At 69.6% G+C, this 22,778-nt stretch carries 28 protein-coding genes; 3 read left to right on the forward strand and 25 right to left on the reverse strand.

Features of this window, described 5'->3' with window-relative positions; translation table 11 throughout:
- Nucleotides 1–24 precede the first annotated feature (24 nt).
- Entirely contained in the window at nucleotides 25–849 is an 825-nt protein-coding gene (locus tag A3G1_RS0118440) for a hypothetical protein (protein ID WP_018350959.1), read from the reverse strand.
- 61 nt (nucleotides 850–910) lie between these two features.
- Between A3G1_RS0118440 and A3G1_RS0118445 the strand changes: the two genes are divergently transcribed.
- On the forward strand, nucleotides 911–1,612 hold the full coding sequence (locus A3G1_RS0118445; protein ID WP_157641221.1) for a trypsin-like serine peptidase: 702 nt from the start codon (nucleotides 911–913) through the stop codon (nucleotides 1,610–1,612).
- 131 nt (nucleotides 1,613–1,743) lie between these two features.
- On the opposite strand, the gene A3G1_RS41460 is transcribed toward A3G1_RS0118445, so the two are convergent.
- The 11 genes from A3G1_RS41460 to A3G1_RS0118500 form a co-directional block, all read right to left on the reverse strand.
- Complete coding sequence (locus A3G1_RS41460) at nucleotides 1,744–1,953, reverse strand: hypothetical protein (protein WP_018350961.1); 210 nt, start codon at nucleotides 1,951–1,953, stop codon at nucleotides 1,744–1,746.
- 197 nt (nucleotides 1,954–2,150) lie between these two features.
- Nucleotides 2,151–3,200 (reverse strand): DNA cytosine methyltransferase, encoded by a 1,050-nt coding sequence (locus A3G1_RS0118455; protein WP_018350962.1) that lies wholly within the window; start codon nucleotides 3,198–3,200, stop codon nucleotides 2,151–2,153.
- A gap of 176 nt (nucleotides 3,201–3,376) precedes the next feature.
- Nucleotides 3,377–3,562 carry a hypothetical protein gene (locus A3G1_RS35500; protein ID WP_018350963.1) on the reverse strand — a complete coding sequence of 62 codons (186 nt, stop codon included), beginning with the start codon at nucleotides 3,560–3,562 and terminating at the stop codon, nucleotides 3,377–3,379.
- Nucleotides 3,559–4,281: a hypothetical protein gene (locus A3G1_RS35505; protein ID WP_018350964.1), complete on the reverse strand. Its 723-nt coding sequence runs from the start codon at nucleotides 4,279–4,281 to the stop codon at nucleotides 3,559–3,561. Before A3G1_RS35505 ends, A3G1_RS35500 begins: the two co-directional genes overlap by 4 nt.
- Entirely contained in the window at nucleotides 4,278–4,715 is a 438-nt protein-coding gene (locus A3G1_RS0118470) for a RusA family crossover junction endodeoxyribonuclease (protein WP_018350965.1), read from the reverse strand. The genes A3G1_RS35505 and A3G1_RS0118470 overlap by 4 nt, the downstream gene beginning before the upstream one ends.
- Before the next feature lie 11 nt (nucleotides 4,716–4,726).
- On the reverse strand, nucleotides 4,727–5,254 hold the full coding sequence (locus A3G1_RS38720; protein ID WP_018350966.1) for a hypothetical protein: 528 nt from the start codon (nucleotides 5,252–5,254) through the stop codon (nucleotides 4,727–4,729).
- Nucleotides 5,251–7,860: an AAA family ATPase gene (locus tag A3G1_RS41810; protein ID WP_018350967.1), complete on the reverse strand. Its 2,610-nt coding sequence runs from the start codon at nucleotides 7,858–7,860 to the stop codon at nucleotides 5,251–5,253. Before A3G1_RS41810 ends, A3G1_RS38720 begins: the two co-directional genes overlap by 4 nt.
- Before the next feature lie 104 nt (nucleotides 7,861–7,964).
- Nucleotides 7,965–8,474 carry a hypothetical protein gene (locus A3G1_RS38730; RefSeq protein ID WP_018350968.1) on the reverse strand — a complete coding sequence of 170 codons (510 nt, stop codon included), beginning with the start codon at nucleotides 8,472–8,474 and terminating at the stop codon, nucleotides 7,965–7,967.
- A gap of 86 nt (nucleotides 8,475–8,560) precedes the next feature.
- The gene (locus A3G1_RS0118490) at nucleotides 8,561–9,313 is read right to left on the reverse strand and encodes a hypothetical protein (RefSeq protein ID WP_018350969.1); all 753 of its coding nucleotides are present in this window, start codon (nucleotides 9,311–9,313) and stop codon (nucleotides 8,561–8,563) included.
- A gap of 281 nt (nucleotides 9,314–9,594) precedes the next feature.
- A complete protein-coding gene (locus A3G1_RS0118495) occupies nucleotides 9,595–9,912 on the reverse strand; it encodes a hypothetical protein (protein ID WP_018350970.1) in 318 nt (105 codons plus the stop codon).
- Nucleotides 9,909–10,145, reverse strand: coding sequence for a LexA family protein (locus A3G1_RS0118500; RefSeq protein ID WP_018350971.1), 237 nt, complete (start codon nucleotides 10,143–10,145; stop codon nucleotides 9,909–9,911). The genes A3G1_RS0118495 and A3G1_RS0118500 overlap by 4 nt, the downstream gene beginning before the upstream one ends.
- A 584-nt stretch (nucleotides 10,146–10,729) precedes the next feature.
- Here A3G1_RS0118500 and A3G1_RS0118505 point away from each other — a divergent pair.
- Nucleotides 10,730–11,572, forward strand: coding sequence for a hypothetical protein (locus A3G1_RS0118505; RefSeq protein WP_018350972.1), 843 nt, complete (start codon nucleotides 10,730–10,732; stop codon nucleotides 11,570–11,572).
- Between the two features lie 225 nt (nucleotides 11,573–11,797).
- Nucleotides 11,798–12,277 (forward strand): hypothetical protein, encoded by a 480-nt coding sequence (locus A3G1_RS0118510; RefSeq protein WP_018350973.1) that lies wholly within the window; start codon nucleotides 11,798–11,800, stop codon nucleotides 12,275–12,277.
- A 61-nt stretch (nucleotides 12,278–12,338) separates the two neighbouring features.
- Here the strand turns inward: A3G1_RS0118510 and A3G1_RS0118515 are convergent, their stop codons facing one another.
- The 13 genes from A3G1_RS0118515 to proS form a co-directional block, all read right to left on the reverse strand.
- Nucleotides 12,339–13,466 carry a tyrosine-type recombinase/integrase gene (locus A3G1_RS0118515; protein ID WP_245563526.1) on the reverse strand — a complete coding sequence of 376 codons (1,128 nt, stop codon included), beginning with the start codon at nucleotides 13,464–13,466 and terminating at the stop codon, nucleotides 12,339–12,341.
- Between the two features lie 525 nt (nucleotides 13,467–13,991).
- The gene (locus A3G1_RS0118520; protein WP_018350975.1) at nucleotides 13,992–14,315 is read right to left on the reverse strand and encodes a DUF2469 domain-containing protein; all 324 of its coding nucleotides are present in this window, start codon (nucleotides 14,313–14,315) and stop codon (nucleotides 13,992–13,994) included.
- A gap of 115 nt (nucleotides 14,316–14,430) precedes the next feature.
- Nucleotides 14,431–15,105 carry a ribonuclease HII gene (locus A3G1_RS35530; protein ID WP_051110581.1) on the reverse strand — a complete coding sequence of 225 codons (675 nt, stop codon included), beginning with the start codon at nucleotides 15,103–15,105 and terminating at the stop codon, nucleotides 14,431–14,433.
- Nucleotides 15,102–15,746, reverse strand: a complete 645-nt coding sequence (gene lepB, locus A3G1_RS0118530; protein WP_425411398.1) for a signal peptidase I — start codon at nucleotides 15,744–15,746, stop codon at nucleotides 15,102–15,104. Before lepB (A3G1_RS0118530) ends, A3G1_RS35530 begins: the two co-directional genes overlap by 4 nt.
- A 74-nt stretch (nucleotides 15,747–15,820) precedes the next feature.
- The gene (gene lepB, locus A3G1_RS35535; RefSeq protein ID WP_245563537.1) at nucleotides 15,821–16,543 is read right to left on the reverse strand and encodes a signal peptidase I; all 723 of its coding nucleotides are present in this window, start codon (nucleotides 16,541–16,543) and stop codon (nucleotides 15,821–15,823) included.
- A 301-nt stretch (nucleotides 16,544–16,844) separates the two neighbouring features.
- Nucleotides 16,845–17,216 (reverse strand): 50S ribosomal protein L19, encoded by a 372-nt coding sequence (rplS, locus tag A3G1_RS0118540; RefSeq protein ID WP_018350979.1) that lies wholly within the window; start codon nucleotides 17,214–17,216, stop codon nucleotides 16,845–16,847.
- Between the two features lie 82 nt (nucleotides 17,217–17,298).
- Nucleotides 17,299–18,060 carry a tRNA (guanosine(37)-N1)-methyltransferase TrmD gene (trmD, locus tag A3G1_RS0118545; protein WP_018350980.1) on the reverse strand — a complete coding sequence of 254 codons (762 nt, stop codon included), beginning with the start codon at nucleotides 18,058–18,060 and terminating at the stop codon, nucleotides 17,299–17,301.
- Nucleotides 18,057–18,572 carry a ribosome maturation factor RimM gene (gene rimM / locus A3G1_RS0118550; protein ID WP_026212270.1) on the reverse strand — a complete coding sequence of 172 codons (516 nt, stop codon included), beginning with the start codon at nucleotides 18,570–18,572 and terminating at the stop codon, nucleotides 18,057–18,059. The genes trmD and rimM overlap by 4 nt, the downstream gene beginning before the upstream one ends.
- Before the next feature lie 93 nt (nucleotides 18,573–18,665).
- The gene (locus A3G1_RS0118555) at nucleotides 18,666–18,896 is read right to left on the reverse strand and encodes an RNA-binding protein (protein ID WP_018350982.1); all 231 of its coding nucleotides are present in this window, start codon (nucleotides 18,894–18,896) and stop codon (nucleotides 18,666–18,668) included.
- 1 nt (nucleotide 18,897) lies between these two features.
- Entirely contained in the window at nucleotides 18,898–19,368 is a 471-nt protein-coding gene (gene rpsP / locus A3G1_RS0118560) for a 30S ribosomal protein S16 (protein WP_018350983.1), read from the reverse strand.
- Nucleotides 19,369–19,659: 291 nt separating this feature from the next.
- Nucleotides 19,660–20,706, reverse strand: coding sequence for a WD40/YVTN/BNR-like repeat-containing protein (locus tag A3G1_RS0118565; RefSeq protein ID WP_018350984.1), 1,047 nt, complete (start codon nucleotides 20,704–20,706; stop codon nucleotides 19,660–19,662).
- A 33-nt stretch (nucleotides 20,707–20,739) separates the two neighbouring features.
- Nucleotides 20,740–21,285, reverse strand: a complete 546-nt coding sequence (locus tag A3G1_RS0118570) for a ribonuclease FAU-1 family protein (RefSeq protein WP_018350985.1) — start codon at nucleotides 21,283–21,285, stop codon at nucleotides 20,740–20,742.
- A 69-nt stretch (nucleotides 21,286–21,354) separates the two neighbouring features.
- A complete protein-coding gene (gene proS / locus A3G1_RS0118575; protein WP_018350986.1) occupies nucleotides 21,355–22,761 on the reverse strand; it encodes a proline--tRNA ligase in 1,407 nt (468 codons plus the stop codon).
- Nucleotides 22,762–22,778 lie beyond the last annotated feature (17 nt).

Below are 22,778 nucleotides of genomic sequence, written 5' to 3' on the forward strand. Positions count from 1 at the left end.
GTCTCGGTGGTGCCGATGTGGCAGCTAGGTCCAGCACGCGCCGTTGTCGCAGGGCGCATCGTCTTCCGGTTCCAGCCCCGGCAACTCGTCCTGTGCCGGTGCGATGTCGTCGGCGAGCGGGCGCGCGGAACGCAGGAAGAACACCGGGTCGCGACCCAGCTCGGCTCGGCGTGTGTTGAGCAGCGACTCAAGGTCGCAGGTTGCGGCGAACTGATCGGGCCTATCGCGGCGCATGATCGCCCAGTGCGCGCGGGTGTGCAGCGGGCAGAACCAGCACGACGACTTACCCGGTACCGGCAGCCCTGCGGCCCTGATGATCGACATGCAGTCCGCGCGGTTGAGGCGCAAGTCGAGCAGCGGATACGTCACGCGCTCGTACGGGTTGACCCAGCGGTTGTGCGCGCGGTGCATCTCGTCGAGGGAGATGCCCACCGCAACCGTCGCCGGATTCTCAGAGCTGGCCCCGTTCGCGCGCAGCCACCGACCGAGAACCTTGATCTTGAAGTCCGCCGTACACGACCTGGTGCCCGGCGAGCCGTTGCTCATCCTCACCGGGATCGGCAGCGACCGCGACCCTGGCCGGGTCAGGCGGCCGAGCAGCGTCTCGACCCGGCCGTCGCGGCGTACCCGGTCGAGCTGGTGTAGCGCGATCCCGTGCGCGGCGGCGTAGGGGGCCGCCACCTCGTGGACATAACGCAGGCTCGCCGGTTCCTCGCTGTCGTCGCCAACGTTGGCGAACAGGAAGGTGGGGAAGTCGATCCGGCCGGTCGCGGCGAGGACGAGCAGTGCGGTCGACTGCACACCGCCGCCGTAGGCGACGACGCGGATCGGGCCTCGGGTCGTGAGCATCATTCACCCCCGAGCCGAGTTGGAAAGTGGTATGACGAGCTAGTCCACTCGGAGGTGAACTTTGGAGACCAACCCAGCAACCGGCAAACTCCACCAGACGGATCAGATCCGTGATCACGTCTTCCCGCTCTGCGTCTTCGATCATCAGACCGGCAAGGTAGTACGGATGTTGGGCTCAGCATTCCTCATCGGTGAGCGCCACTATGCCCTCACCGCAGCCCACTGCATACGCGGCGAAACAACGGGCTTGGCCGCCATGTTCATTCGAGATCGCGAATGGTATGCGTACGACATCGTCGCGTCGGCCATTCACCCCAGTGAAGACGTCGGGCTCGTCCGGCTGCAAGGAAGCGGCCTGACCTCCATGATGCGACTCTCGAAATCTCACTACCCTCAAGCACACCCGTACAAAAATTTCGGGTACCCCGAGGATGTGTACTACGAGATGGTCAAGGACGGAGCAGCCTTGATCCGGCCAGACCTCGTGTACACCGAGGGCTACATCCGACGTCGCATCACGGACGTCCCGATGCCATTTCCCGGGCGATACTTCTTCGAGTTGAGCGCCATCTCCGACCCAGGTTCGTCCGGAAGCCCCGTGATGAAGATCAACCCCGGCAGCAAGATGGATGTGTTCGGTATCTACGTAGGCGAGCGCAGACGCGAACAGGGTGCGGCGGTCGGCTACGCGGTTCGGGTTGACGGGTTCGGGGATTGGCAGCCCGAGATCCTGGATAGGACGGTATACGAGGAATCACAGTGACAATGACTGTCCAACTGCATGGTTGAGGGCAGAAGGAGCCGACCGCAAGGGGGGTCTCTGGTTCTGAGCGTGTGTGCGCGTCACCACCCCGGACGGTCTCGCCCCTCACCGCGCCAGCGATTGCGACGCCCCTACCCCTCGGCCTCGTCGGCTTCGGCGGCCTGGTCGCGGTCGCGGTGCCAGCCGCCCGGTTGCAGGCGCGCCGTCTCGCTGCTGTGACAGCCGTGGCACAAACCCCGGCCGAGTGCCGGGTCGCCGTGCGGGTCGACACCAGCCTCGATCAGCTCACGCAAGGACAGCGGGTAGTGATCGGCGTGCGCGGACAGCCGAAGCTGGCACACCTTGCAGATCGGGTTCTTGGCTAGAACCTGCCGCCGCCATGCCCGATGCCGGGCGCCGTATCCCCGCCTCACTGCTGACGGCCGCAGGTCCGGCAAGCGCTCGGCGTGCTCGGGGCAGCGGCGCTGTCCGCTGGGGACGAGTTCGGGGCAGGGGGGCCAGCCGCGCCAGGTGCAGGGGGTGGGGGGTCGCTGCGGCATCAGGCTCGCGCCAGTTCGGCGAGGTCGGCCAGCAGCAGTTTCACGGCGTGACTCGCCTGCAGGTTGACGACGCCGTTGCCGATCACGCGCAGGGCGCGGCTGTAGGTGGTGACAACGTCGGTGACGTAGCCGCCGCTCAGGCCCATCATCCACTCGGCGAACCGGGCGTTGAGGCGCGGTGCGGTGCGGCCCTGCTCGATCGGGTCGGGCGCCGGGCGTCCGGTGACCTGTTCCCACCGTGCGATGGCTGTGGCGTACTGGCCCCAGCGCGACCCTTCCTCGGCGGCGAGCTGCACGGCCACCCCGAGGGGCATCCCGCTCGCGCCCTTGCTGCGGCGGGCGGCCAGCAGCTTGTTCCGCGCTAGCCAGGACTCGGGGTTGTCGTTCAGCCCAAACGGGCTGCTGCGCAGGGTCGGCAGCAGGGAGACCGTGTTCGGCAACGACGAGATGTTCGGCAGCGGCGAGATCCCCCGCCCGTCGCGGGCCGCAGGGGTTGCCATCAGCGCCAGGTCTCGGTTTGCTGGCGGCGCGGCCGGTTCGGTGACGGGCAGTCCGTCGAGGCGGGAGGCGTCAACCGCGAGGATGAAAACGCGCTGCCTGCGGTGGGGAGCGCCTACGTCCGACGCGCGGACGCTACGCCATGCGCCCAGATACCCGAGGGTGGAAAGGTCGCCGAGTACACGTCCGAATCCCTTGCTGAGGTGCCCGGATACGTTCTCCAGCAACACGAATCGCGGTCGTAGCTGGCGAATGGCCGCAGCGATGGACGGCCAGATGTTGCGCGGGTCATCTTCACCTCTGCGGGGTCCGGCCAGGCTGAACGGCTGGCAGGGGTAGCCGCCGACGATCCAGTCGACGGGTGGGGTTGCGGTCCAGTCAGCGAGCGTGAGGTCGCCGAGGTTCGGAACACCCGGGTAGCGGGCGGCGAGGACGGCGGAAGCGTGAGGGTCGGTTTCGGCGTGCCAGGCGATCGTGCCGCCGCCAAGGGCGTCAACCAGGCCGGCGTCTAACCCGCCGTATCCAGAGCAGAGGGAACCGATGGTGAGCACGCCCCACCTCCATGCCGCGACTCGACGGCCTCAAAGATGGGTGCTGTGTGTTGCCCGGTGCGGCCGGGCGGGGCGTGCTCGGGAACGCCGAGAGCCCCGGGCCGCTTGGGCTCCGGGGCTCTCTCGGGTGCAGTGCACCAACTCTGACTTGACAGTACTTCGGTGCTGGTCAGGGCTCAATGGATCTTGGGTGTGGCCTTGCTTACGAGCATGTGTTCCAGATCGTCGAACACGTAAAACGTCCTCCCGCCCTCGCGGTAGCGCTCCCAGTTGCGTTCGCTGGCCAGCCGGTACACCGTCCCGATAGGACGGCCGTAGATCTTGGAGATGTCGGCAGCCGTCAGCCCGAACCGCTTCGTCACGCGGCCACCGCCGTCCGGGCGGGCTTGAGTTCGTGCCAGCGGTCGCGGCCCCAGCGGTGGGCCTCGGGCTCCACGTCGCACACCACCGCCGACCGCTCGGGCCGGTCCAGGTACACGTTCGCTGTGATCAGCCCTCCGCAGCCGACCACCACGCACGGCCCCAGCAACCGGCGGCGCGGCGGGTCCGGGTACGCCGCCTTGTCGGCGATGTGAACCAGGTCGCCGACCTCGGCGCACAGGTCCCCGGCCGCCGGGTGCGCGCACAGCCAGTCCAGGTGGCGGCGCAGGTACCCGGCAGTGGCCACAGCGTCGCTGCGGTAGCGGTAGACCCGGTTGGCTGGCCCGATGAACCCGTGGGGCATCTCGCACAGCCCCCAGGCCCCAGGCGGGCGGATACCACGCTCGTCAGCGACCATCCCGGCCCACTCAGCGAGGACAGCGAGGAGCTGGGCGCGGGCGTCACCGGCCGCAAGGTTCAGCGGGAGCCCCGGCTCCGAGGTGCCCGACACCTTGTCGTGCAGCCCGGTCGCGCGGATCATGGCCTGTTCGCAGTCAGCGGCCAGCCCCGGCAGGCTGGCCAGGTACTCGCCGAGGCGGTCGCGGCACACCCAGCAGACGCGCAGCCCGTCAGCAGCCGGGCGAGGGTCCGTGCGGCTCTTGTCCTCACGGTCGCGGCGGCAGCCTGCCGACTCGCACAACGTCATGTTCAGGGTCTTCACTCAGTCACCGTCCAGATCTGGATGTAGACGCCCGGGATGGGCAGGGCGAGCGGGTGCTCGTCGGGCCAGCACTTGGTGGCCGTCAGCTCGACGACCTGGCTGTCGTCGGCCCAGACCTTCGCGTCGGTGAGGGCGTCGAGCAGCGCACGGCCGAGCTTGTCGACATCGGGCCGCTTGCTCGGCCAGGTGCGGGTTTTCTTCGGCGCGCTCTTGGGCTTGGGCATGGTGGCCACGGCCATCACCTGCACCGGCCCGAGGTGCGGGGTGGTCTGCCCTGTGACGGCGAGGGCGGCGCGGGCGGCGGCGGTGACGGTCGCCCGCCACGGCCGCAGCCGGGGCGACGAGTCGATGAGGCGGCCCCCGCCGACGTGCCGCAGTGATCCCTGCGGGGCGGGGTTGCCGTAGGCGTACACGGCGAGCAGCAGCTCAGACATTGAAGGTCTCCTTAGAAGGGTGGGATCTGGTCGACGGGGACGGCCCGCCACGGGGCCGGGATCTGGGTGCCGCGCTCGACCTGCCCGGCGTCGAGCAGGCGGCGGAGTGCGGCCTCGGTGGTCTCGACGCTCATGCCGAGGCGGACGGCCACCCCGAACAGGTAGTCCGGCCCGTTGCGGACGAGGTGCCCACGGACCCGGGTGGCGTCCGGGTCGAGTTCCCGGGGCTGGCGCTGCTGCGGTACCGGCAGCACGGCCGGGGCGTGGTGCCCGGCGGCGATGGGCTGCCCGCACTGGTGGTCCACCACGACGGCACCGCTCAGGCTGGCCGCCCTGCCAGCGTCGCGGCGGACCAGCTCGCGGCCGACGATGCTGTACGTGCTGCGGCCTGCGAGCACGGCGTCCAGTTCCCCGGCCGGGGTGACGGGCTGCGGGTCGGCGTGGACGGGGACGCCCTCGGCGACACCGGCCAGAACCAGCACCCGGCAGCGGGGGCAGGTGTGCGGGAGCGCTGGGGTCGAGATCATGTGGGTGGTCACGCTGCGTTCTCTCCTTCACATCCGACGTGGGTGACGGCTCCCCGGTCGGCGAGCCACGGGTCGAGAAGGTCGCCGCAGCCGAGGCACACGGCGCGCTGGGGCGGCTGGGGTGACTTCGCCCTGGCGGGCTGGGCGAGGTCAGGTGTTTTCTGTTCGCCCTGGGGGCTCGCCGACCTCGCCCACCCCCCGTAGGGGAGGGGGGTGGTGGGCGAAGTCGCGGACGACCTCGCCCCGTCGATGGATGGGCGAAGTGGGGCGAGGTCAGGCGAGGTCGCCCCGAGAGCAGCCGCAAGAGGGGTTAGGGCTCGATCGCTGCCGATGTCGTCGGCCTCGCGGTAGGGCCGGGCCGAGGTGAAGATCCGCGCCCCGCGTGGTCCGGCGGCCTCCGTGAGGTAACCCTCGGTGACCAACTGCCGGACCGCTTTGCGCTTGGCTTCGCGGTTGCCGGGGACGCCGGACTCGATGGCGTTCATGGACCCGGGCGCGAACTCGACGTACCTGGAGACCTTGTCCATGAGCGCGGTCGGGCGGAACTCGGCCCGCTCCCCCGAGGTCCCCGGGGCGGCGTTCTGCGGCGGCCCCACGGTGACGGCGATGCGGCCCGGGGTGCGGGAGTCGACGACCACCCGGGCCGCTTCCTGGCTGCGGTCGGTCTTGCGCCACGGGCCGCAGTGCGGGCGGACCGCGCCGGGCCGGTCCTTGGCGACACGCAGGGACACAGCGCCGAGCAGGCCACGGCCGAGTACCTCGACGACCTCGACCATGTAGGCCGCCCCATCGAGGGCTGCCATCTTCGCCTGCCCGCCGATAGCGAACCGGCCCCTGCTCTCGCTGTCCTTGCTGACGTGGTCGATGAGGACGACGGCGGCACCGGTGCGGCGGGCGATCTGGCGCGGTACCTCGCGCATGAACGCGCTGACGTCGTCGTTGTCGGTGGAGCTGGCCCCGTGCAGCCCGAGGGCGTCCGTGACACCGTCCACAATGGCCAGGTCGCACGGTTCCATGAGCAACCGAACCCAAGCCTCGTGTTCGAGGACGTTGGCCCGGGGCGAGGACTCGGGCCGGACGTAGCGGAAGTTGTGGCGGATGTCCTCGACGCCGGCCCCGAGTTCGAGCAGCCTGGCGACTACCGCGGCGGCGTCGGACTCGAAATCGAGGTACAGCACGGGCAGCCCCAGCGTCAGCAGCCGGGCGCATTCTGCTTGCGCCACAAGGCTTTTCCCCGACTCGGACTCACCGTGAAACGAGTGCACCCGGCCCGGGTACAGCAGCGCAGGCCCGTCGACCCGGGGGAACAGCGAGGCGGCCTCGGGCACGAACGTGCCGTCGAGGTGCGCGGTCAGGTCGACCGGCGCCCAGGTACGAACCGGCTCCGGCTCGTCCTCGACCTGGCCGTCGCTGGGGGCTGCGGGGGCGACAAGAGCCAGCTTCGGCGGCGTGGCCGAAGCGGGCGGGGTGAGGACCCCGAGCGGCGCCGGGGCGGTGCGGTTGCTGGTTACGGCGTTCAGAACGGCGGCGGGCAGCGCGCGGGCTGCGGTGCTGGCGGTGATGCTGCCTGCGGCTGCGGCGGCGATGTCGCGGGCCGCCGCTTTCTCGTCTCCGCCGTGGTGCAGGTGCGCGAAGACGCGGCCCATCGTGAGTTTCTGCCCCGGGCCGCTGGGCAGCCCGGCGGCGTCGCTGTGCACGACGAGCGTCGGGGTTCCGCCGTGCCCCGCTCGGGCGGAGTACGCAGAGGACGGGTCGCCGGGACGCCGCCACAGTTCCGCGCCGTCCCGCTCCCGGCCCACCAGGGTCCATCCGGATGGGGCGAGGATGTCGGCCCAGGTGCAGCCGGCAGCGAGGGCGTCGAACGGGGTGCCGTCACCAGCGGGACCGGCAGCACGCGGTTCCGGGGCCGGAAGGCTCGGAGCCAGCGGCGCGGGTGCGGGCTGGGCGGCCTGAGCAGCTTCCAGGGCGGCGTACAGCTCGGGCAGGGTGAACGACACCCCATCGGCCCGCAGCAGCCTGCACGGACGCTGGAGGCCCTCTTTGCGGTTGACGGTGCCGGGGATGCGCAGCACCCGCGCCAGGTCCCCTACGCCGGTGCCGTAGTGCCAGCCGAGCCGCTCGGCTGCCGCACCGATGGCCTGCTGCCAGCCTGCTGATAGGGCGGCGACCTGTTCGAGGTCCCCGTCAATGACGTGCGGCACGTCGAGCAGCCACAGTGGGTAGACGCCACCGCCGGAGTGGATCCACATCGATGGCTCGGGCAAGCCGGCGGCGGCGGCGATCTGGGCGGCGGCCTCGGGGTCCGGGGGCAGCGGGATGGGGGTGGTGGCGTGCCCGGGACCGTTGATGTCGATGTCGGCCCACAGGCCCGGGAACGCGAGCGACAGCTCGGCGCCGCCCCGGCCGGAGCGGGGACGTTCGGTCAGGGTGGTCATTCGGGCGTAGATGCCCTGGCAGCCCTCGGCGTCGAGCTGGGCGACGTAGTCGACGGCCTGGTCGAGCTGATCGGGCGCGTACACCTTGCCCTGCCAATTGTCAGTGGCAACGATGTTGAGCAGGCCGGGCGTCTCGCTGTACATCAGGTCGAACCAGTTGGCGACGACTGCGCGATCGAACACTGTGGCCCCTCCCCAGGGTTGTGCTGGTCTGTCTGTGCGGCGCTCGGCCAGATGGCACCGCCCACCGGCCCCCGTAGACCGATGGACGACGCGAACGGGCCGGGCTACTGGGCGCGCTGCTGCGCTGCGAGCTGCTCGGCGAGGGCACGCGCCTCGGGTCCGAGCTGCGCGAGCAGGGCCTCGGGAATCCCGCCCGCCGCTGCGGCCGGAGCGGCAGCCGGAACGGGAACGGCGGGCGGCGGGCTGGCCGGGGCCGCGACGGTGCGGGCGAACGTCGGGTTTGACGCGATCCACGCCTCCGCGCGGGATACGGCTGCCGCATCGCCGGTGGCGTCCGCGAGGGCGTACCCGGGCTGCTTGCCGGGCTGCGGCGGCGTCATGACGACCCGCCCGAGAACCAGATCGCCGAGCTGGCGCTTGAGGCTGCCGACCGTAGGCCCGTTGAACCACAAGACATCCCGGGCGATCACGCCAGGCAGGCCGGTGACCGGGTCAGGGCTGTCGAGGTCAGCAAAGTCGACCTTGATCGCGTCCTTCTCCCCGAAGGTCGTCGCGATCTTCTCGACATACTCCGTGGGCCTGACGATCAGCAGCCGGCCGACCAGATCACGCATCGGGGCTTTTTCGCCCCCCGCTGATGGTGCTGCGAACATGTGCGAACTCCTTTGTGGGTAGGGATTTGCAGCCAACGCCGCGCAGATCAGGCAGCCAGAGCGCCAGGGCAGCCGTGGGCGTCAGCGGGGCCGGAGCCGGGCCGCCACGCCGGGCACCACGTGCAGGTAGCCGCAGGCGCGTCGGGCAGCAGCGCCCACCGCTCGGGGTGCGCGTCGAGATCGAGCAGCCGGGCCAGTGCACCGAGGCCGGACAGGCGGGCGAGGGCGTCCTCGGCAACAGCCGGGTCGTACGGCTCGGACCACACGTGCAGCCCGCTCAGCCACCCCGACCTGGGGTAGCAGGCCAGGGCGACCCGCTCGACGGAGATGCCCTCACGGGCCAGCCCGTAGCCATAGAGCTGCACCTGCACCCTGTACTGGTCGCCAGGGCCGTCGCGCTTGATGGCCTTGAGGCTGTCCGCGCCGAGGATCTTGTGGTCGATCAGCGTGGCCGTGTCGGTGTCGTACAGGTCGCCGGTCCCGGTCAGGGTGTCGGTGATACGGACCCGCCGCTCGACGAGCCACCGCTCCCGCCCGAGGGCAGCGTTGTGGGCGCGGAAAGCGCGGGCCAGCCAGTCGTGCCCGGCGGTCCCGATGATGCTGGGCCACGGGTCGCCGCCGCTGTTGACGGGTTCGACCCCGGCAGCCTCGTACGCGACTCGCCGCCCGCAGGGGTGCCCGACAGAGCTGGGTCCGATGCGCCGCTGACGGCTGCGCGGGGCACCGGCGGCGGCAGCCCGCACAACGTCCTGAAGGGACTGCGCGAGGCCGGACGAGCCTGAGGGGGCGTTGAAGATCATGACCCCACCGTCCCGGCCAGCTCGACGCCACGGCAGGGGGCAGCAGGGGGCACGAGGGGACCCGCCCCCGGCTGAACAGAGCGAACGTCTCGGTGGTCATGGGCTTCACGCTGCCGCCGGCCCGGTGTGCACCGGCAGGTTGCGACCCGTTGCGACCCGCAACGGTCACCGCTGCGACCAGCCCCGATCATGATCGTCATGGCCTCACCGTCCCCGGGCCAAGGCGGTGGCGGTAGTTGGCTGACGTGGTCCCGTGTAGTCCCGCCAGGTCCCGGGCCGGCTCACGCGGCGGCCTCGTCAACGAGGGAGAACCGGCGGCGGACGGTCTCGACAGTGCACTCCGCGACCAGTGCGGCCGGGGCCAGCTTGCGCAGCCGGGAAGCGTCGACCCGCCGGTCCGTGTAGGTGGAGAACCGCACGGCGACCCGGCCGGCGACGGTTCCGGCCTCAGCCTCGCCGAGCCTCGCCTCGATCACGCGGCGCAGCTCGTCACGGGCTGCGGCCCAGCGGCGGGCCTCGGCGTCGAGCTGGCGGAACGCCGTCAGCGTCGCAGTCAGGTCGTCGACGGCCAGCGTGGCCGGCGCGGGCTGCTCACTCACGCGACCACCCCCGCCCCTGCGGGCGTGAGCCGCAGCGTGCGGGCGCGGCTGGGGACGTGCTCGACCAGGCCGCCACTGGCGAGGCGGTCGACGTGGTAGCTGACGGTGGTGACGGATAGGCCGACTGCCTCGCCCAGGTCCCGCAGGCTCGGCGGGTATCCGCGCTCGGCCGTGTAGGCGTGCAGGGCGTGCAGCACGGCGACCCGCTCATCGGTCAGCACGTTCGTCCTCATCGGACCCCACCTCTGCCGCTCACACCAGGCTTGCGGGCAAGGCGGGCGGGACTGCGCTGGCAAGCGCCGCGCGTCGCAGCGGAAGCTGCACAGGGAACAGCCATGATTCACCTCCATCAAATGGCCCGTTGGTTCTAACCGAGACCTGCGGGCCGAGAAAAAGCCGGGCGGGGACCCGGCGGACAGCGCACCCCGGCCCGTCTCGCACGGGCTGCCGGCTCGGCCAGGCGGGGGCCACCCCGGCTGCACAAGGCGGCGGGGCTTGTAAAGCTTGGTGGCACTCTGGAGTTCTCAAGGGACGATCACAGCGGGTGATTCATCGAACCTACGTTCGCATGATCGAACCGTCAACTGTTTCAGCCGACGCATGGTGCGATGCGACCGAAAGGTTTAGTGCAGGCGTTCTAGAGACCTGGGAGCATGCATGAGCCAGCTCCCCCGGGGGAACCTCTCTGTAGAGCCTGGCGCCTGATGCAAAAAAGGTACCTTCGGAAAGTGTTGTGAGGGCACGCTAAGTTCTAGCTAAGTGCCGCTAACACAGGTGGCCAGCGGGTATGCGACCCGCTCAGGGGAGGAGGCCGCGCGTGCTGACGTTCACCGATGTTTTCGAGGCCCAGCGCGCCGGGCGCTCGTACAAGGCTCTCGCCGATGAGGTCGGTATCCATCACACGGCGATCTTCAGCCTGGCGAGCGGGGCCAACACCGAGTTTCCCTCGCGGTCCACCATCGGCCCTCTCGCCGCCGCCCTGCGCGTTACCGAGCCGGGGCTGATCGCGGCCATAGCCCAGGGGCTCGGCATAGACATGGGCCTGATTGAGATCCCGCGCCTGACCCTCGCGCACGAACTTCCCCCCGAGTCCGACGAGCTGCGCGACCCGCTGCGGCGGAGCATCCTCGACACCATCTGGTCACTCGTCAGCCTCGCCGGGCATCCCCCGCGCCCCCGGCCCCACACGCCGGTCCAGATCGCTGCCGCCGAGCCCACCCCGACCTTGTCAGCCTTGATCAGGGCACACAAAGGGGACAGGACCGCCAAGGCACTCGCCGCCGGAATCGGTATCGGCACCACTACCCTGCACACCCTGACGACCGGCACCAACACGGAGTTCCCCCGGCCCCTCACACTGATCGGAATCGCCGGCGCCCTGCGGGTACCTCAACGTCTCGTCGTCTCAGCCACCGCAGTCGGGCTGGGATTCGACATGGACGCCGCCAGCCAGCCCGCTTCCCAGTTCGGCGCGGAAATCCCTCCCGAAGCCGACCAGCTCCCCGAAGCCAGCCGGCAGGCCATCATTGACCTGGTGCTCTCGTCCCTGGCGATCATCTACGCCCCGTTTGCGCCGCAAACCGAGGACCCCGCGCAGCCAGCCCCGGAGACAGCGGATCAGGTCGCGGCAAGCGTCCGCCACCTACGCCGCGCACAGTGACGTTCACCACATCCCGTGACAGCATTGGCGCTCAATGGCGCTCATTGCCACGCATTCACACGAACCACATCGTTCACTCTTTGCAATCACAAATTGTGAAGTCCCACGTGTCACAGAGTGCGGTTAGGATCAACCCCCTACCCGGCCCCACCGCTGGGGAGACGAGCAAACCCGCCGGTCACTGACCTAACAGGACCTCCAGCGGGTGTAGGGGAGGCACACACGGTGGACAGCACGACCAGTAACGATCCGCTGCGCGGCGCAGCACTCGCCCACCACCCGATCGTGTGGTCCGGCAACGTCACGCGCGGCTGGTTCTCGCGCGAAGAGAACGCATACATTCTGCCCGACACCTGCGACACCGTGCGTACCCGCGACGCCATCGCCTACGCCAAGGCGCGCGTCGAACTGATGGGCTCAAAGCTGCCCAGCCTCCACCGGCACATCGCGCGCCGCGCCTCGGCCAGCCTCATCAGCATCGAGACCCTCGCCGTTGCGATGGTGAGCTGCGACGGGCTCACCGCACAGGCACAGGCCCTCGGCGTGCTCCCCAGCACCCTCACCGACCGCATCGACACCCTCACCCTGCCCGAACGGCACAAGCTGACCCGCCTTATCGAGCAGTACCGCACCGACTGCGGTGGGCGCGTGTGGGAACTCCGCCGCCGGCTGCTCGTCGTATCCCCCCAAGACCTCGCCTCGTAAACACAGCTGAGGTGCCGCCCCGGGGTGTCACGGCGACGGCACCTCACCCAGTCCTACGCGTCTACGCCGCCGCTGAACGCTTACCCCGGCGGCGACTCTCCAGCTCGACGACCCCAGCAGCCGGTGCAGCCGGCTCAGGCTCGGCGTACATCCGCCGCCCCTGCAACAGCGCGCGCAGCTTGTCGCGGTGGGTGTCAACGCCGATGTACGCCATCGTGGTCGAGATGTTCGCGTGCCCCAGCAACGTCTGCACCATCACCAGCGCGTCATCCGTGCCGCTGTCCCTCAGCCGCTCGTACAGCGCTTTTGCGGCCGAACGGCGCAGGGTGTGACCCCCAACCTGCTTGAGGCCCCCAGGCTCCCACCCGAGGGCCTTGAGCACGAACTTGATGGAGCGTTCGATGGTCTGCCTGCGCAGCGGCTTCTCAGGGTCAACCGGCCACTGTGGAACCATCCGCATCACGCCCGGCGCATTCCTAAGCCCCCGGGGCATGCCCGGCGATCCGCTGGGCAGCCGCGCCGGAAGCAGGTACCAGCCCGCAACCAGCCGGGTCCGGCCGGACATCTGCCGGTACCACCCGAAGTAGGTCACCAGTTCTTCCAGCAGTTCAGCGCAGATGGGCTTGCGTTCCCGCTTCTGGGTCTTCGGGGACACCAGCTCAATTTCCATCGCTGCGAAGTCCACCGACTCGATCCGCAGCAGTACCGCCTCACCCGGACGGCACCCCAGGTAGATCCCGAGCGCCGCCGCCATCCGCTCAACCGGGTGCCGCTGGCCAGCGGCCTCCAGCATCTCGGGCAGCCGCTCCGCCGGAACACGATGCAGCGTGTTCGCCACAGCCTTCCTCGCGTACTTCAACTCGGCGGTCGCGGTCAGCGTAGGCAGCACATAGGCCCGGTCCCGCGCCCACTCCAGGAACATGCTCAGGCTGGCGCGGTCGCTGTTAAGCGACGCCTGCGACTTTCCCGTGCGCCGCCCGCCGAGATGCGCGTCTCCCTGCTCGATGTCCTGCAAGCACAAGTCAATGTGCCGGGCGCGCAGATCGTCGGTACGCAGCCCAGCAGCGGCAGCCTGCAAGCGCTGCAGGGTCGCCCGCCGCTGCCGCTGCGTCGAGTCCGACAGCCGGGAGAACACCGACGACGACGTGTACTCCTCGATCGCGTCCGCGACCGGGATGCTGTAGATCATGGGGACAGCCCTTCGAGTGATCAGCGTGTCCCGCATGTCGACCCTCGCCCCCTGTTCAGTTGGATAAGCACCTACCTCACACTACATCTAGTGCAAAGTTTCTAGATCGGCACTACATCTAGTGGTGAATGCTTATGTGGACGACGGAGCGGGGTGTGGACAACGTCGCGCGGCGCGCGCCTGGTCAGCCCATGATCGCGATTGGCGCAGCCAAACCCAGCCGGAGCAGACGACACCTGCTCGGCCACAAGCGCGGCCCCGCACACACACCGACCCACGGGCCCACGGACCCAGGCAACGGCCGGAAGCCAACACCGATCACAGCCCTCTGGCGTCCAGTACCGTTCAACACCCCGGTGCCTAACCCGGCCGGCTTACGCCCGGGGACCGGGCAACAGGGCCGGCGGGCAGAGCAGCGTCACGCGGTACCAGAGAAACCGGTGTCCGGAACCCGGTACCGAAGAAAAAGGCCCGGCAGCCCCCGTCAGGGGACCGCCGGGCCTGAACAAGCCTTGCCGCTGGTCGTCAGCTCTGGAAGCCGTTGTCCGTCGGCAGGGAGATGTCTGGCTTCTCGAGTTCCTCGATGTTCACGTCCTTGAACGTGACCACCCGGACATTCTTCACGAAACGCGCGGGCCGGTACATGTCCCAGACCCAGGCGTCATGCATCTCCACCTCGAAGTACACCTCGCCGTCGCCGTTGCGGACCCTCAGGTCCACCTGGTTGGCGAGGTAGAACCGCCGCTCGGTCTCCACCACGTACGAGAACTGGCGGACGATGTCGCGGTACTCCCGGTAGAGCTGCAGCTCCATCTCGGTCTCGTACTTCTCGAGATCCTCAGCGCTCATCGCCCACCGCCGTCCATGCCTGCATTCTCGCTCACTCCACCCCCCGAACCCGCGCCGCCCCTCGCCGCCACGCCGGCACGCCGCCCCAGACGAACCCGGAACCGCCCAGACGAACCTAGACGAGCGTCCCCTGAACGCTTCCCGCCGGCCGGCGCTCCGCAGCCCTCGCCACGTTCTGGTAGGACATGCGGTGTTCCGGGCAGGGGCCGTGCTCGGCCAGCGCCGCGCTGTGCTGGGCGGTCACGTAGCCCTTGTGCACCCCGAAACCGTACTCCGGATATCCGGCGTCCAGCTCAGCCATCCGGCGGTCCCTGGTCACCTTCGCGAGCACACTCGCCGCCGCGACGCACGCGGCGAACTGGTCGCCCTTCCACACCGCGAGGCCCGGCAGCCCCGTCCCGTCCACCTTGAACCCGTCGGTGAGGGCGTAGTCGGGGGTGACCGGCAGGGCGGCCAGCGCCCGCCGGAGCGCCGCGATGTTGCAGACGTGCAGGCCGTAACGGTCGATCTCGGCCGGCTCGATCACCACGATCGAGTGGGCCGCCGCCCGGCGCAGGACCTGGGTGAACACCCGGTCCCTGGCCGCCGGGGTGAGCAGCTTGGAATCCGCCAGCTCCGGCACCTCAGCCGGGCCGAGGATCACCGCGGCGGCGACCAGGGGGCCAGCGCAGGCACCCCTGCCCGCCTCGTCGGCCCCGGCCACCGCGGCGAACCCGCGGCGGCGCAGGGCCTTCTCCAGGGCGTACAGCCCGCCGTCGCGGCGGATCACCCCTCGTGCCGGATAGATCATGGTCCTGAGTTCGGCACCTTGTCGTACACGTCGGGCACCGACAGCCACGTCGCGCGGCTGAACGGCCAGAACAGCACGAACGCCCGCCCGATGACGGCGTCCTCACTAATTGTGGCGCCTTCGGTGTTCCGGTTGCCCTGGAGGTAGTGCTCGCGGGAGTCACCGGAGTGGTAACGGTGGTCGCCCATCACCCACAGGCGGCCCTTGGGCACGACCACGTCGAAGGTCTGGGGGCTGGCGTCGCGGGTCTGGTCCGGCTCGTCGTAGACGTAGGAGGTCTCGTCGATCGGGTATCCGTTGACGGTGAGCCGGTTCTTGTCGTCGCAGCAGACGATGTGGTCGCCGCCGACGCCGATCACCCGCTTGATGAAGTCCTTCTCGTCCGGGTTGCTCCGCCAGGCCTGCGGGGCCTCGAAGACGATGACCTCACCGCGCTTGGGCGCACGGAAGCCGTACACCAGCTTGTTGACCAGCACCCGGTCGTTCTCGACGAGTGTCCGCTCCATCGACCCGGAGGGGATGTAGAACGTCTGCAGGACGAACCCCCGGACCAGCAGCGCCACGACGACGGCCACCACCAGCAGGAACGGCAGCTCGCGCCAGAACGATCCCGGTTTCTTCTTACTGGTCTCCTCGGCAATCACCAAGGGAGCCTACGTCCCCGGCACGTGTGCGCCCGCATCGACACCACCAATGTTCCCCATCCCATAACGTGTCAGAGCCCCCGTCCGTCTTCCCGGTTCCGCGCCCAGGCGACGGGCACTCCGTCAAAGGTATCCGGAACGGTCAGGGAACCCCATCGTCCCACGGGGAGCGCGATAACACCCGCCCGGCCGATGATGCTCTTGATGGGTACCTGCCCGTTGCACCGGGAGTCCTGCGACACGGCCCGGTGGTCGCCCATCACGAACACGTGGCCCGGCTGCACGATCACCTTGGCGAACTTGCGGGACCGGCACTCGCGGCCCGGCTGGGGGTCTTCGAGGAGGGAGTTGTTCTTGACGTACGGCTCGTTCAGCGGGAAGCCGTTGACGGTGACCCGGCCTTCGGCGTCGCAGCAGGCGACCACGTCGCCGGGGATGCCGATGATGCGCTTGATGAAGTCCTTCTCGCCGGGTTCGCTGACGCCGACCAGGTCGCCGAAGCCGCGGCCGATCCGGCCGAAGAAGCCCGGTTCCTCGGACTTCACGACCTCTGGTGCCCACTTGCCGTCGCCGCGGAACACGACGATCTCGCCACGCTCCGGCTTCCAGAAGTCGTAGACAATCTTGTTGACCAGGACCTTGTCGCCGACCTGGAGGGTGTCCTCCATCGAGCCGGACGGGATGTAGAAGGCCTGCACGAAGAACGTGCGGAGCAGGATCGCCAGGCACAGCGCGATCACGAGCAGCAGCGGCAGTTCCTGCCACCACGGCATCGCGCGGCGCTTGTCCCTCAGCCGCTGCCGGAGGCTGGCCCGGCGGGTGGTGCCACGCCCCTGCGGGTCGGCGGGGCCCTCTGCGGTGTCGGCTGGCTCGCTCACGAGTGCAGAGCCTAGAGAATCACCGGCCAGCCGGCCAGGGCCGGGTACCAGGGCTTCCTCACCCCGGACACGCACGTGCCCCAGCGAAGAGAGGACGCGAGAAAGCAGCAGCCGCCCGGGCACCCCACAGGGGCCGGGCGGCTGCTGGAACGCTCAGGTTCTCCGCGAACCCTGGAACCCGCAGGTTCCAGGGTACTCGGAGTGAAGCGCGAAGACCTTAGCTGGCGGCGTTCGCGACCGGCTTCGGGTCGCGACGCTCCTTGATCTTCGCCTTCTTGCCGCGCAGGTCACGCAGGTAGTACAGCTTGGCACGGCGCACGACGCCGTAGCTGACCACCTCGATCTTGTCGATCACCGGGCTGTTGATCGGGAACGTACGCTCCACGCCAACGCCGAAGCTGATCTTGCGGATAACAAAGGTCTCGCGCAGGCCAGAGCCCTGGCGGGCGATCACGACGCCCTGGTAGGACTGAACCCGGGAGCGGTTACCCTCGACGACCCGAACGGACACCTTGAGCGTGTCGCCGGCACGGAAGTCCGGGATGTCGGTACGCCGGGACGCGGCGTCTAGGGTGTCCAGCGTGTTCATCGCTGCTGCTTCCCTCGTGCTCAAGGCGCGCCGGAGCGCGCAAGGTCGGTCAAAACATCGGGAGCTGCCAGAGGCAACCCCACTACTCTGCCACATCCAGGTCTGATACCTGAAATCCAGCATCGGCCAGGAAGGCCAGATCACGCTTGTCCAGCGTGTCCACGACACGTTCTAGCAGGTCAGGTCGCTGCTGTGCCGTGCGTAACAGCGCTTGATCACGCCGCCACCGAGCAATTTTCGCATGGTCGCCTGAGCGGAGGATCTCGGGTACCCCATGACCGCGCCACTCGGCCGGCTTGGTGTACATCGGGGCCTCCAGCAGCCCGGCGGCGTGCGACTCGTCGAGCAGCGAGTCGGCGTTGCCGATCACGCCGGGCAGCAGGCGGACGACGGCCTCCAGGACGACGAGGACGGCCACCTCCCCGCCGAACAGCACGTAGTCACCGAGCGAGACCTCCTGTACCCGGCTGGTCCCCGCAGCGTGTTCCAGGACGCGCTGGTCGATGCCCTCGTACCGGCCGCACGCGAACACCAGGTGCTCCTCGGCGGCCAGCTCGTGGGCCATCGCCTGGGTGAAGGGCCGCCCCGCCGGGCTGGGTACCAGCAGGAGGCTCGACGGGGTCAGCACCGAGTCGAGGGCCTGGCCCCACGGCTCGGGCTTCATCACCATGCCGGGCCCGCCGCCGTACGGGGTGTCGTCGACGGTCCGGTGCACGTCGCTCGTGAACTCGCGGAGGTCGGTGACCCGGACGTCCAGCAGGCCGGTGGTCCGCGCCTTGCCGATCAGCGACAGTTCCAGCGGGGCCAGGTACTCGGGGAACACCGAGAAGACGTCGGCTCTCACAGGTCGAACAGCCCGCCCGGCGGGGTAACGATGATCTTGCCGCCCTTGACGTCCACCTCCGGCACGATCGCCGTGACGAACGGCACGAGCGCGTCGCTGGCACCCGGGCGGCGCACGACGAGCTGGTCGTGGGCCGGGCCGTGCACGACCCGCACGATCTCGCCGACCTTCTCCCCGTCCACCATGACGGCCAGGCCGACCAGCTGGTGGTCGTGGAACTCGTCCGGGTCGTCCAGATCCTCGATCTCGTCGACCTCCACGCCCAGGAACACGCCGCGCAGGTCCTCGGCCTCGTCGCGCCCCGGTACCTCCTCCAGCGCGCACAGGAGGCGCTCCTTGCCGGCGGTGGTGTGCTGCCGGGCGTACTCCAGGGTCAGCGGCCCGTGGTCAGGCGGGTCGGTGACGAACACCGTGCCGGGGACGAACCGGCTGGCCGGGTCGTCGGTACGCAGTTCGACCACGACCTCGCCCCGCACCCCGTGCGGCCGGATCACCCGGCCGACGATGAGCAGCATCGCTTTCCTCTCTGAAGGAACCTCACAGGCTCTCAGCAAGCCAGAAGGCCCGCCCGAGTAAGTATCGGGCGGGCCTCATGGATGTTGACTCTAGTACGCGTCGACGATCTCGACCCGTACGCCACGGCCGCCGATCGAGCCGACGACCTGCCGGAGCGCGCGTGCGGTCCGGCCGCCGCGGCCGATCACGGTGCCGAGGTCGTCAGGGTGGACCCGGACCTCCAGGCGTGCGCCCCTGCGCGAGTCGACCATCCGTACCCGGACGTCGTCAGCGTGCTCGACGATGCCTTTGACCAGGTGCTCGAGCGCCGGGCGCAGCATGTCAGGCGTCCGCGCCTGCGTCCGCAACAGCCTGCTCCTCGGCCTTGACCTCGGTGGCGGCCGGGGCCTCTTCAGCCTTCGGCTCAGCCTTCTTCGGGGCCTTCTTCTCGGTCTTCGGCGCCTCGGCGAGACCCGCGGCGACCTTCGACTCGGCCTCGTACACGGCCTTCTTGTCGGTGCGCGGGGCAGCGACCTTCAGCGGGGCCGGAGCCTCAAGGCCCTTGAACTTCTGCCAGTCGCCGGTCAGCTTCAGCAGGGCGAGCACCGGCTCGCTCGGCTGGGCGCCAACGGACAGCCAGTACTGCGCCCGCTCCGAGTTGACCTGGATCAGCGAAGGCTCTTCCTTCGGGTGGTACAGGCCGATGAACTCGATCGCCTTGCCGTCACGCTTGGTGCGCGAGTCGGCGATGACGATGCGGTACTGCGGGTTGCGGATCTTGCCCATCCGCAGAAGACGAATCTTGACAGCCACGGTGTTACTGCTCCTGAGCGGTAGCTTCGGGTGGGCAGGTGCACGCCAGTGGGGTTTGGCGCTGCCTGACCGGGTGGACGAGACCAATACCCGGGGTTAGAGGGCGCCAGGCATGGTCTGTTACCAGCCGCCCATTCTGCCAGACCAGCCTGAGTGCCGCCGGCTCCGGGTGGTCAGTCCCACTTTTCCACCCCTTTTTCCTGGTACACCGGACCAGGCCCCGCCGCCCGCCGCCACCGGCCCACGATGCTGGCCGGCGACGGCGGGAGACGATCATGAGGACGGAAAGTCCTAGTGGCGGACCACCAGCTTCGCCGCCCGGCCCTGGGCACCCGAGGCCCACACGTGTTTGCCGTCCGCGACCGAGACCGAGTCGAAGCTGCCCGAGTCGAACCGGTGCCACGTGACCCCGTCGGCGGAGTAGTCGCTGCCAGCCGGGCCGGCCGCGATGTACTCCCGGCCCGTCCACACCGCGCCCGAGCGGTACCCCTGCGGGGCGCCCTCCTCGATCGCCGTCCACGTGGCGCCGCCGTCGCGGGTGATCGCGAGCAGCTGGCCGGGCCGGTTCTCGTCGGCGAAGTCCCCGCCGATCGCGATGCCCTCGGTGGCGCTGCGGAACGCCAGGGAGAACACTCCGGCCGACGGCAGGCTGCGCAGCGGCGTGTCGGCCACCGTCCACGTCCGGCCGTGGTCGCGGGAGTGGAAGACGCGGGCCGCCGTACCGCCGCCGGTCGCGAACCACCAGTCCTCGCCCTGGGCCACGAGGCACGTACCGCTCGCGGCGAACGCCGCCTCGTTGGCCAGGGCCGGCGGCATCCCTGCCGGGTCACGCAGCTCCCACGTCCGGCCGCCGTCCGTGGTGGCCTGGATGCGGAACTTGCCGCCGACCGGGTCGGACATGACGAGCCCGAGCTTGTTCCCGCTGAACGCCATGCAGTCGTAGAAGGCGTCCGGGTCGGTGTTGCGGAACGCCTCGGCCCACGTCCGGCCGGCGTCGGCCGTCCGGTAGATCCGCGAGTCCTCGCCCGGCCCGATCGACAGCGCGACGGCCTCCTTCGCGCTGAACGCCTGGATGTCCCGGAACTGGAGCGTGTCCACTCCGGACGGCCCGACGCTCGACCAGGTGTGCCCGGCGTCGGTGGTCCGCAGGATCTTGCCCTGCGAGCCGGAGGTCCAGGCGATGTGGTGGTTGACGGCCGACAGGCCACGCAGCCGGGCCGTGGTGCCCGTGGGGTTCAGCTCCCAGGAGTACGTCCGGTGCGGGGCGGCCTCAGCGGGCACGGCGGCCGCCAGTACCAGCGAAGCCGACGCCACGCAGGAGACGATCTTCTTCATCATGGCGGGAACGTACCGTGTGGACGGACGCCATAGCTAGGGCCGCAGTCCGCACCACGTGCCGTCGAAGGGGAAAGCCCCCGCCTCGATCAGCTTGACCACCCGCTCGCCCTCCGCCCGGATCTCCGCGGCCTCCGCCGCGTCCCAGAACCGGACATCGCCCGTCTTCGCGGCGAAGGACTCCTCGTCCTTCCACTCCCACGAGCGGTCCGGCTCGACCCAGATGTCGAGTTCCTTGTCGACGATGACGGCGTCGCCCTCGCTGCGCGTCTCCAGGTTCACGTACCAGCCGGCGAAGTCACCGGCGTCCGTGTAGAACCACCACACCGCGTGGCCGGCGCCCTTCGGCTGCCACATGAGGATGCCGTTGCCGAACCAGACATCGTCCACCAGCGGGTACCCGCCCTCGGGCCACTCGTCGCGCGGGATCTCGCGGATCGGGCGGCCCGGGTTCACCCGCTTCAGCCGCGTACCACCGGCCAGGGCGAGCAGCCGGCCGTTCTCGTCCTCTTCGACCACCCGTACCGGAATCACCTGGCACAGCATCCCGCCGAACCAGATCCGGATCTCCGTATCAGACATCGGCCCACAGTAACCGGCGCACGGAAAAGGCGAGGCCCCGTAGCCCGGGACCTCGCCTTCCGTAACAACCTAGTAAGAACGCGCCAGGTAGGCGACGAGACCCGGTTCATCCTGGCTGAGCGGGACGGAGCCGTCGGCGCGGACCAGGCAGCGGACGCTGACCGCCGACTGGTTGGCCTTCGCCTCGCCCTCGACGCCGACCGCGTCCCACGAGATCTTCGCGAAGCCGTTCGCCGCGGCCTCGATCGCCTCGTCCACTGTCGACACCTCGAACGTGCGGGCCTCGCGGTGCGCGAGAGCCGCGTCGTACAGGGCCTTCTGGTCGGCTTCGAGGGCCTCGATGACGGCCTTGACGACGCCGTTCACCGGGACGGCCGTCTTGGTGCCCTCGATCCGGCGGGCCAGGGTCACGTTGCCCTCGGCCAGGTCACGCGGGCCGAGCTCGATCCGGATCGGGTAACCCTTGAGCTCGGCGTCGACGGCACGGCGGCCGAACGGCGTGTCGGTGCGGTCGTTGAGCTGCACCCGGACACCTGCGGCCTTCAGGTCGGCCACGATCTGCGCCGCCGTCGCCGGGATGCCCTCGCCGTCCTTGACCACCATCACGTACGCCTGGATCGGGGCGAGACGCGGCGGGACGCGCATGCCGTTGTCGTCGCCGTGCACCATGATCAGCGCGCCGATCATGCGGGTGGTGACGCCCCACGACGTCGTCCACGCCAGCTCCTGGCCGCCGTCCTTGCCGGAGAAGGCGATGTTGAACGCGCGGGCGAAGTTCTGCCCCAGCTCGTGGCTGGTACCGAGCTGGAGGGCCTTGCCGTCGCCCATCATGGCTTCCAGCGGGTAGGTGCTGGTCGCGCCGGCGAACCGCTCCCGGTCGGTCTTGCGGCCCACGTGCACGGGGATCGCCAGCTCCGACTCCATGAAGTCCTGGTAGACGTCGTGCAGGATGCGCCGGGCGTAGGTACGGGCGTCTTCCTCGTCGGCGTGGGCGGTGTGGCCCTCCTGCCAGAGGAACTCGCTGGTCCGGAGGAAGATCCGGGGCCGCATCTCCCAGCGGACCACGTTGGCCCACTGGTTGAGCAGCAGCGGCAGGTCACGGTAGGACTGGGTCCACTTGGCCATGAACTCGCCGATGACCGTCTCCGAGGTCGGCCGGACCACGACCGGCTCCTCCAGCTGCTTGCCGCCGCCGTGCGTGACGACGGCCAGCTCCGGGCTGAAGCCCTCGACGTGCTCGGCCTCGCGGGTCAGGTAGCTCTCGGGGATGAACAGCGGGAAGTACGCGTTCTGCGCGCCCGTGTCCTTGATCCGGCGGTCGAGGTCGGCCACCATGTTCTCCCACAGCGCGTACGCCGTCGGTCGGATCACCATCGTGCCGCGCACCGGCCCGTTGTCGGCCAGCTCGGCCTTGGAGATCAGGTCCTGGTACCAGCGGGGGAAGTCTTCCGCCCGGGGAGTGAGCACACGCGCCATGACGACCGATCCTACCG

It is taken from the genome of Longispora albida DSM 44784 (assembly GCF_000379825.1).
Lineage (GTDB): Bacteria > Actinomycetota > Actinomycetes > Mycobacteriales > Micromonosporaceae > Longispora > Longispora albida.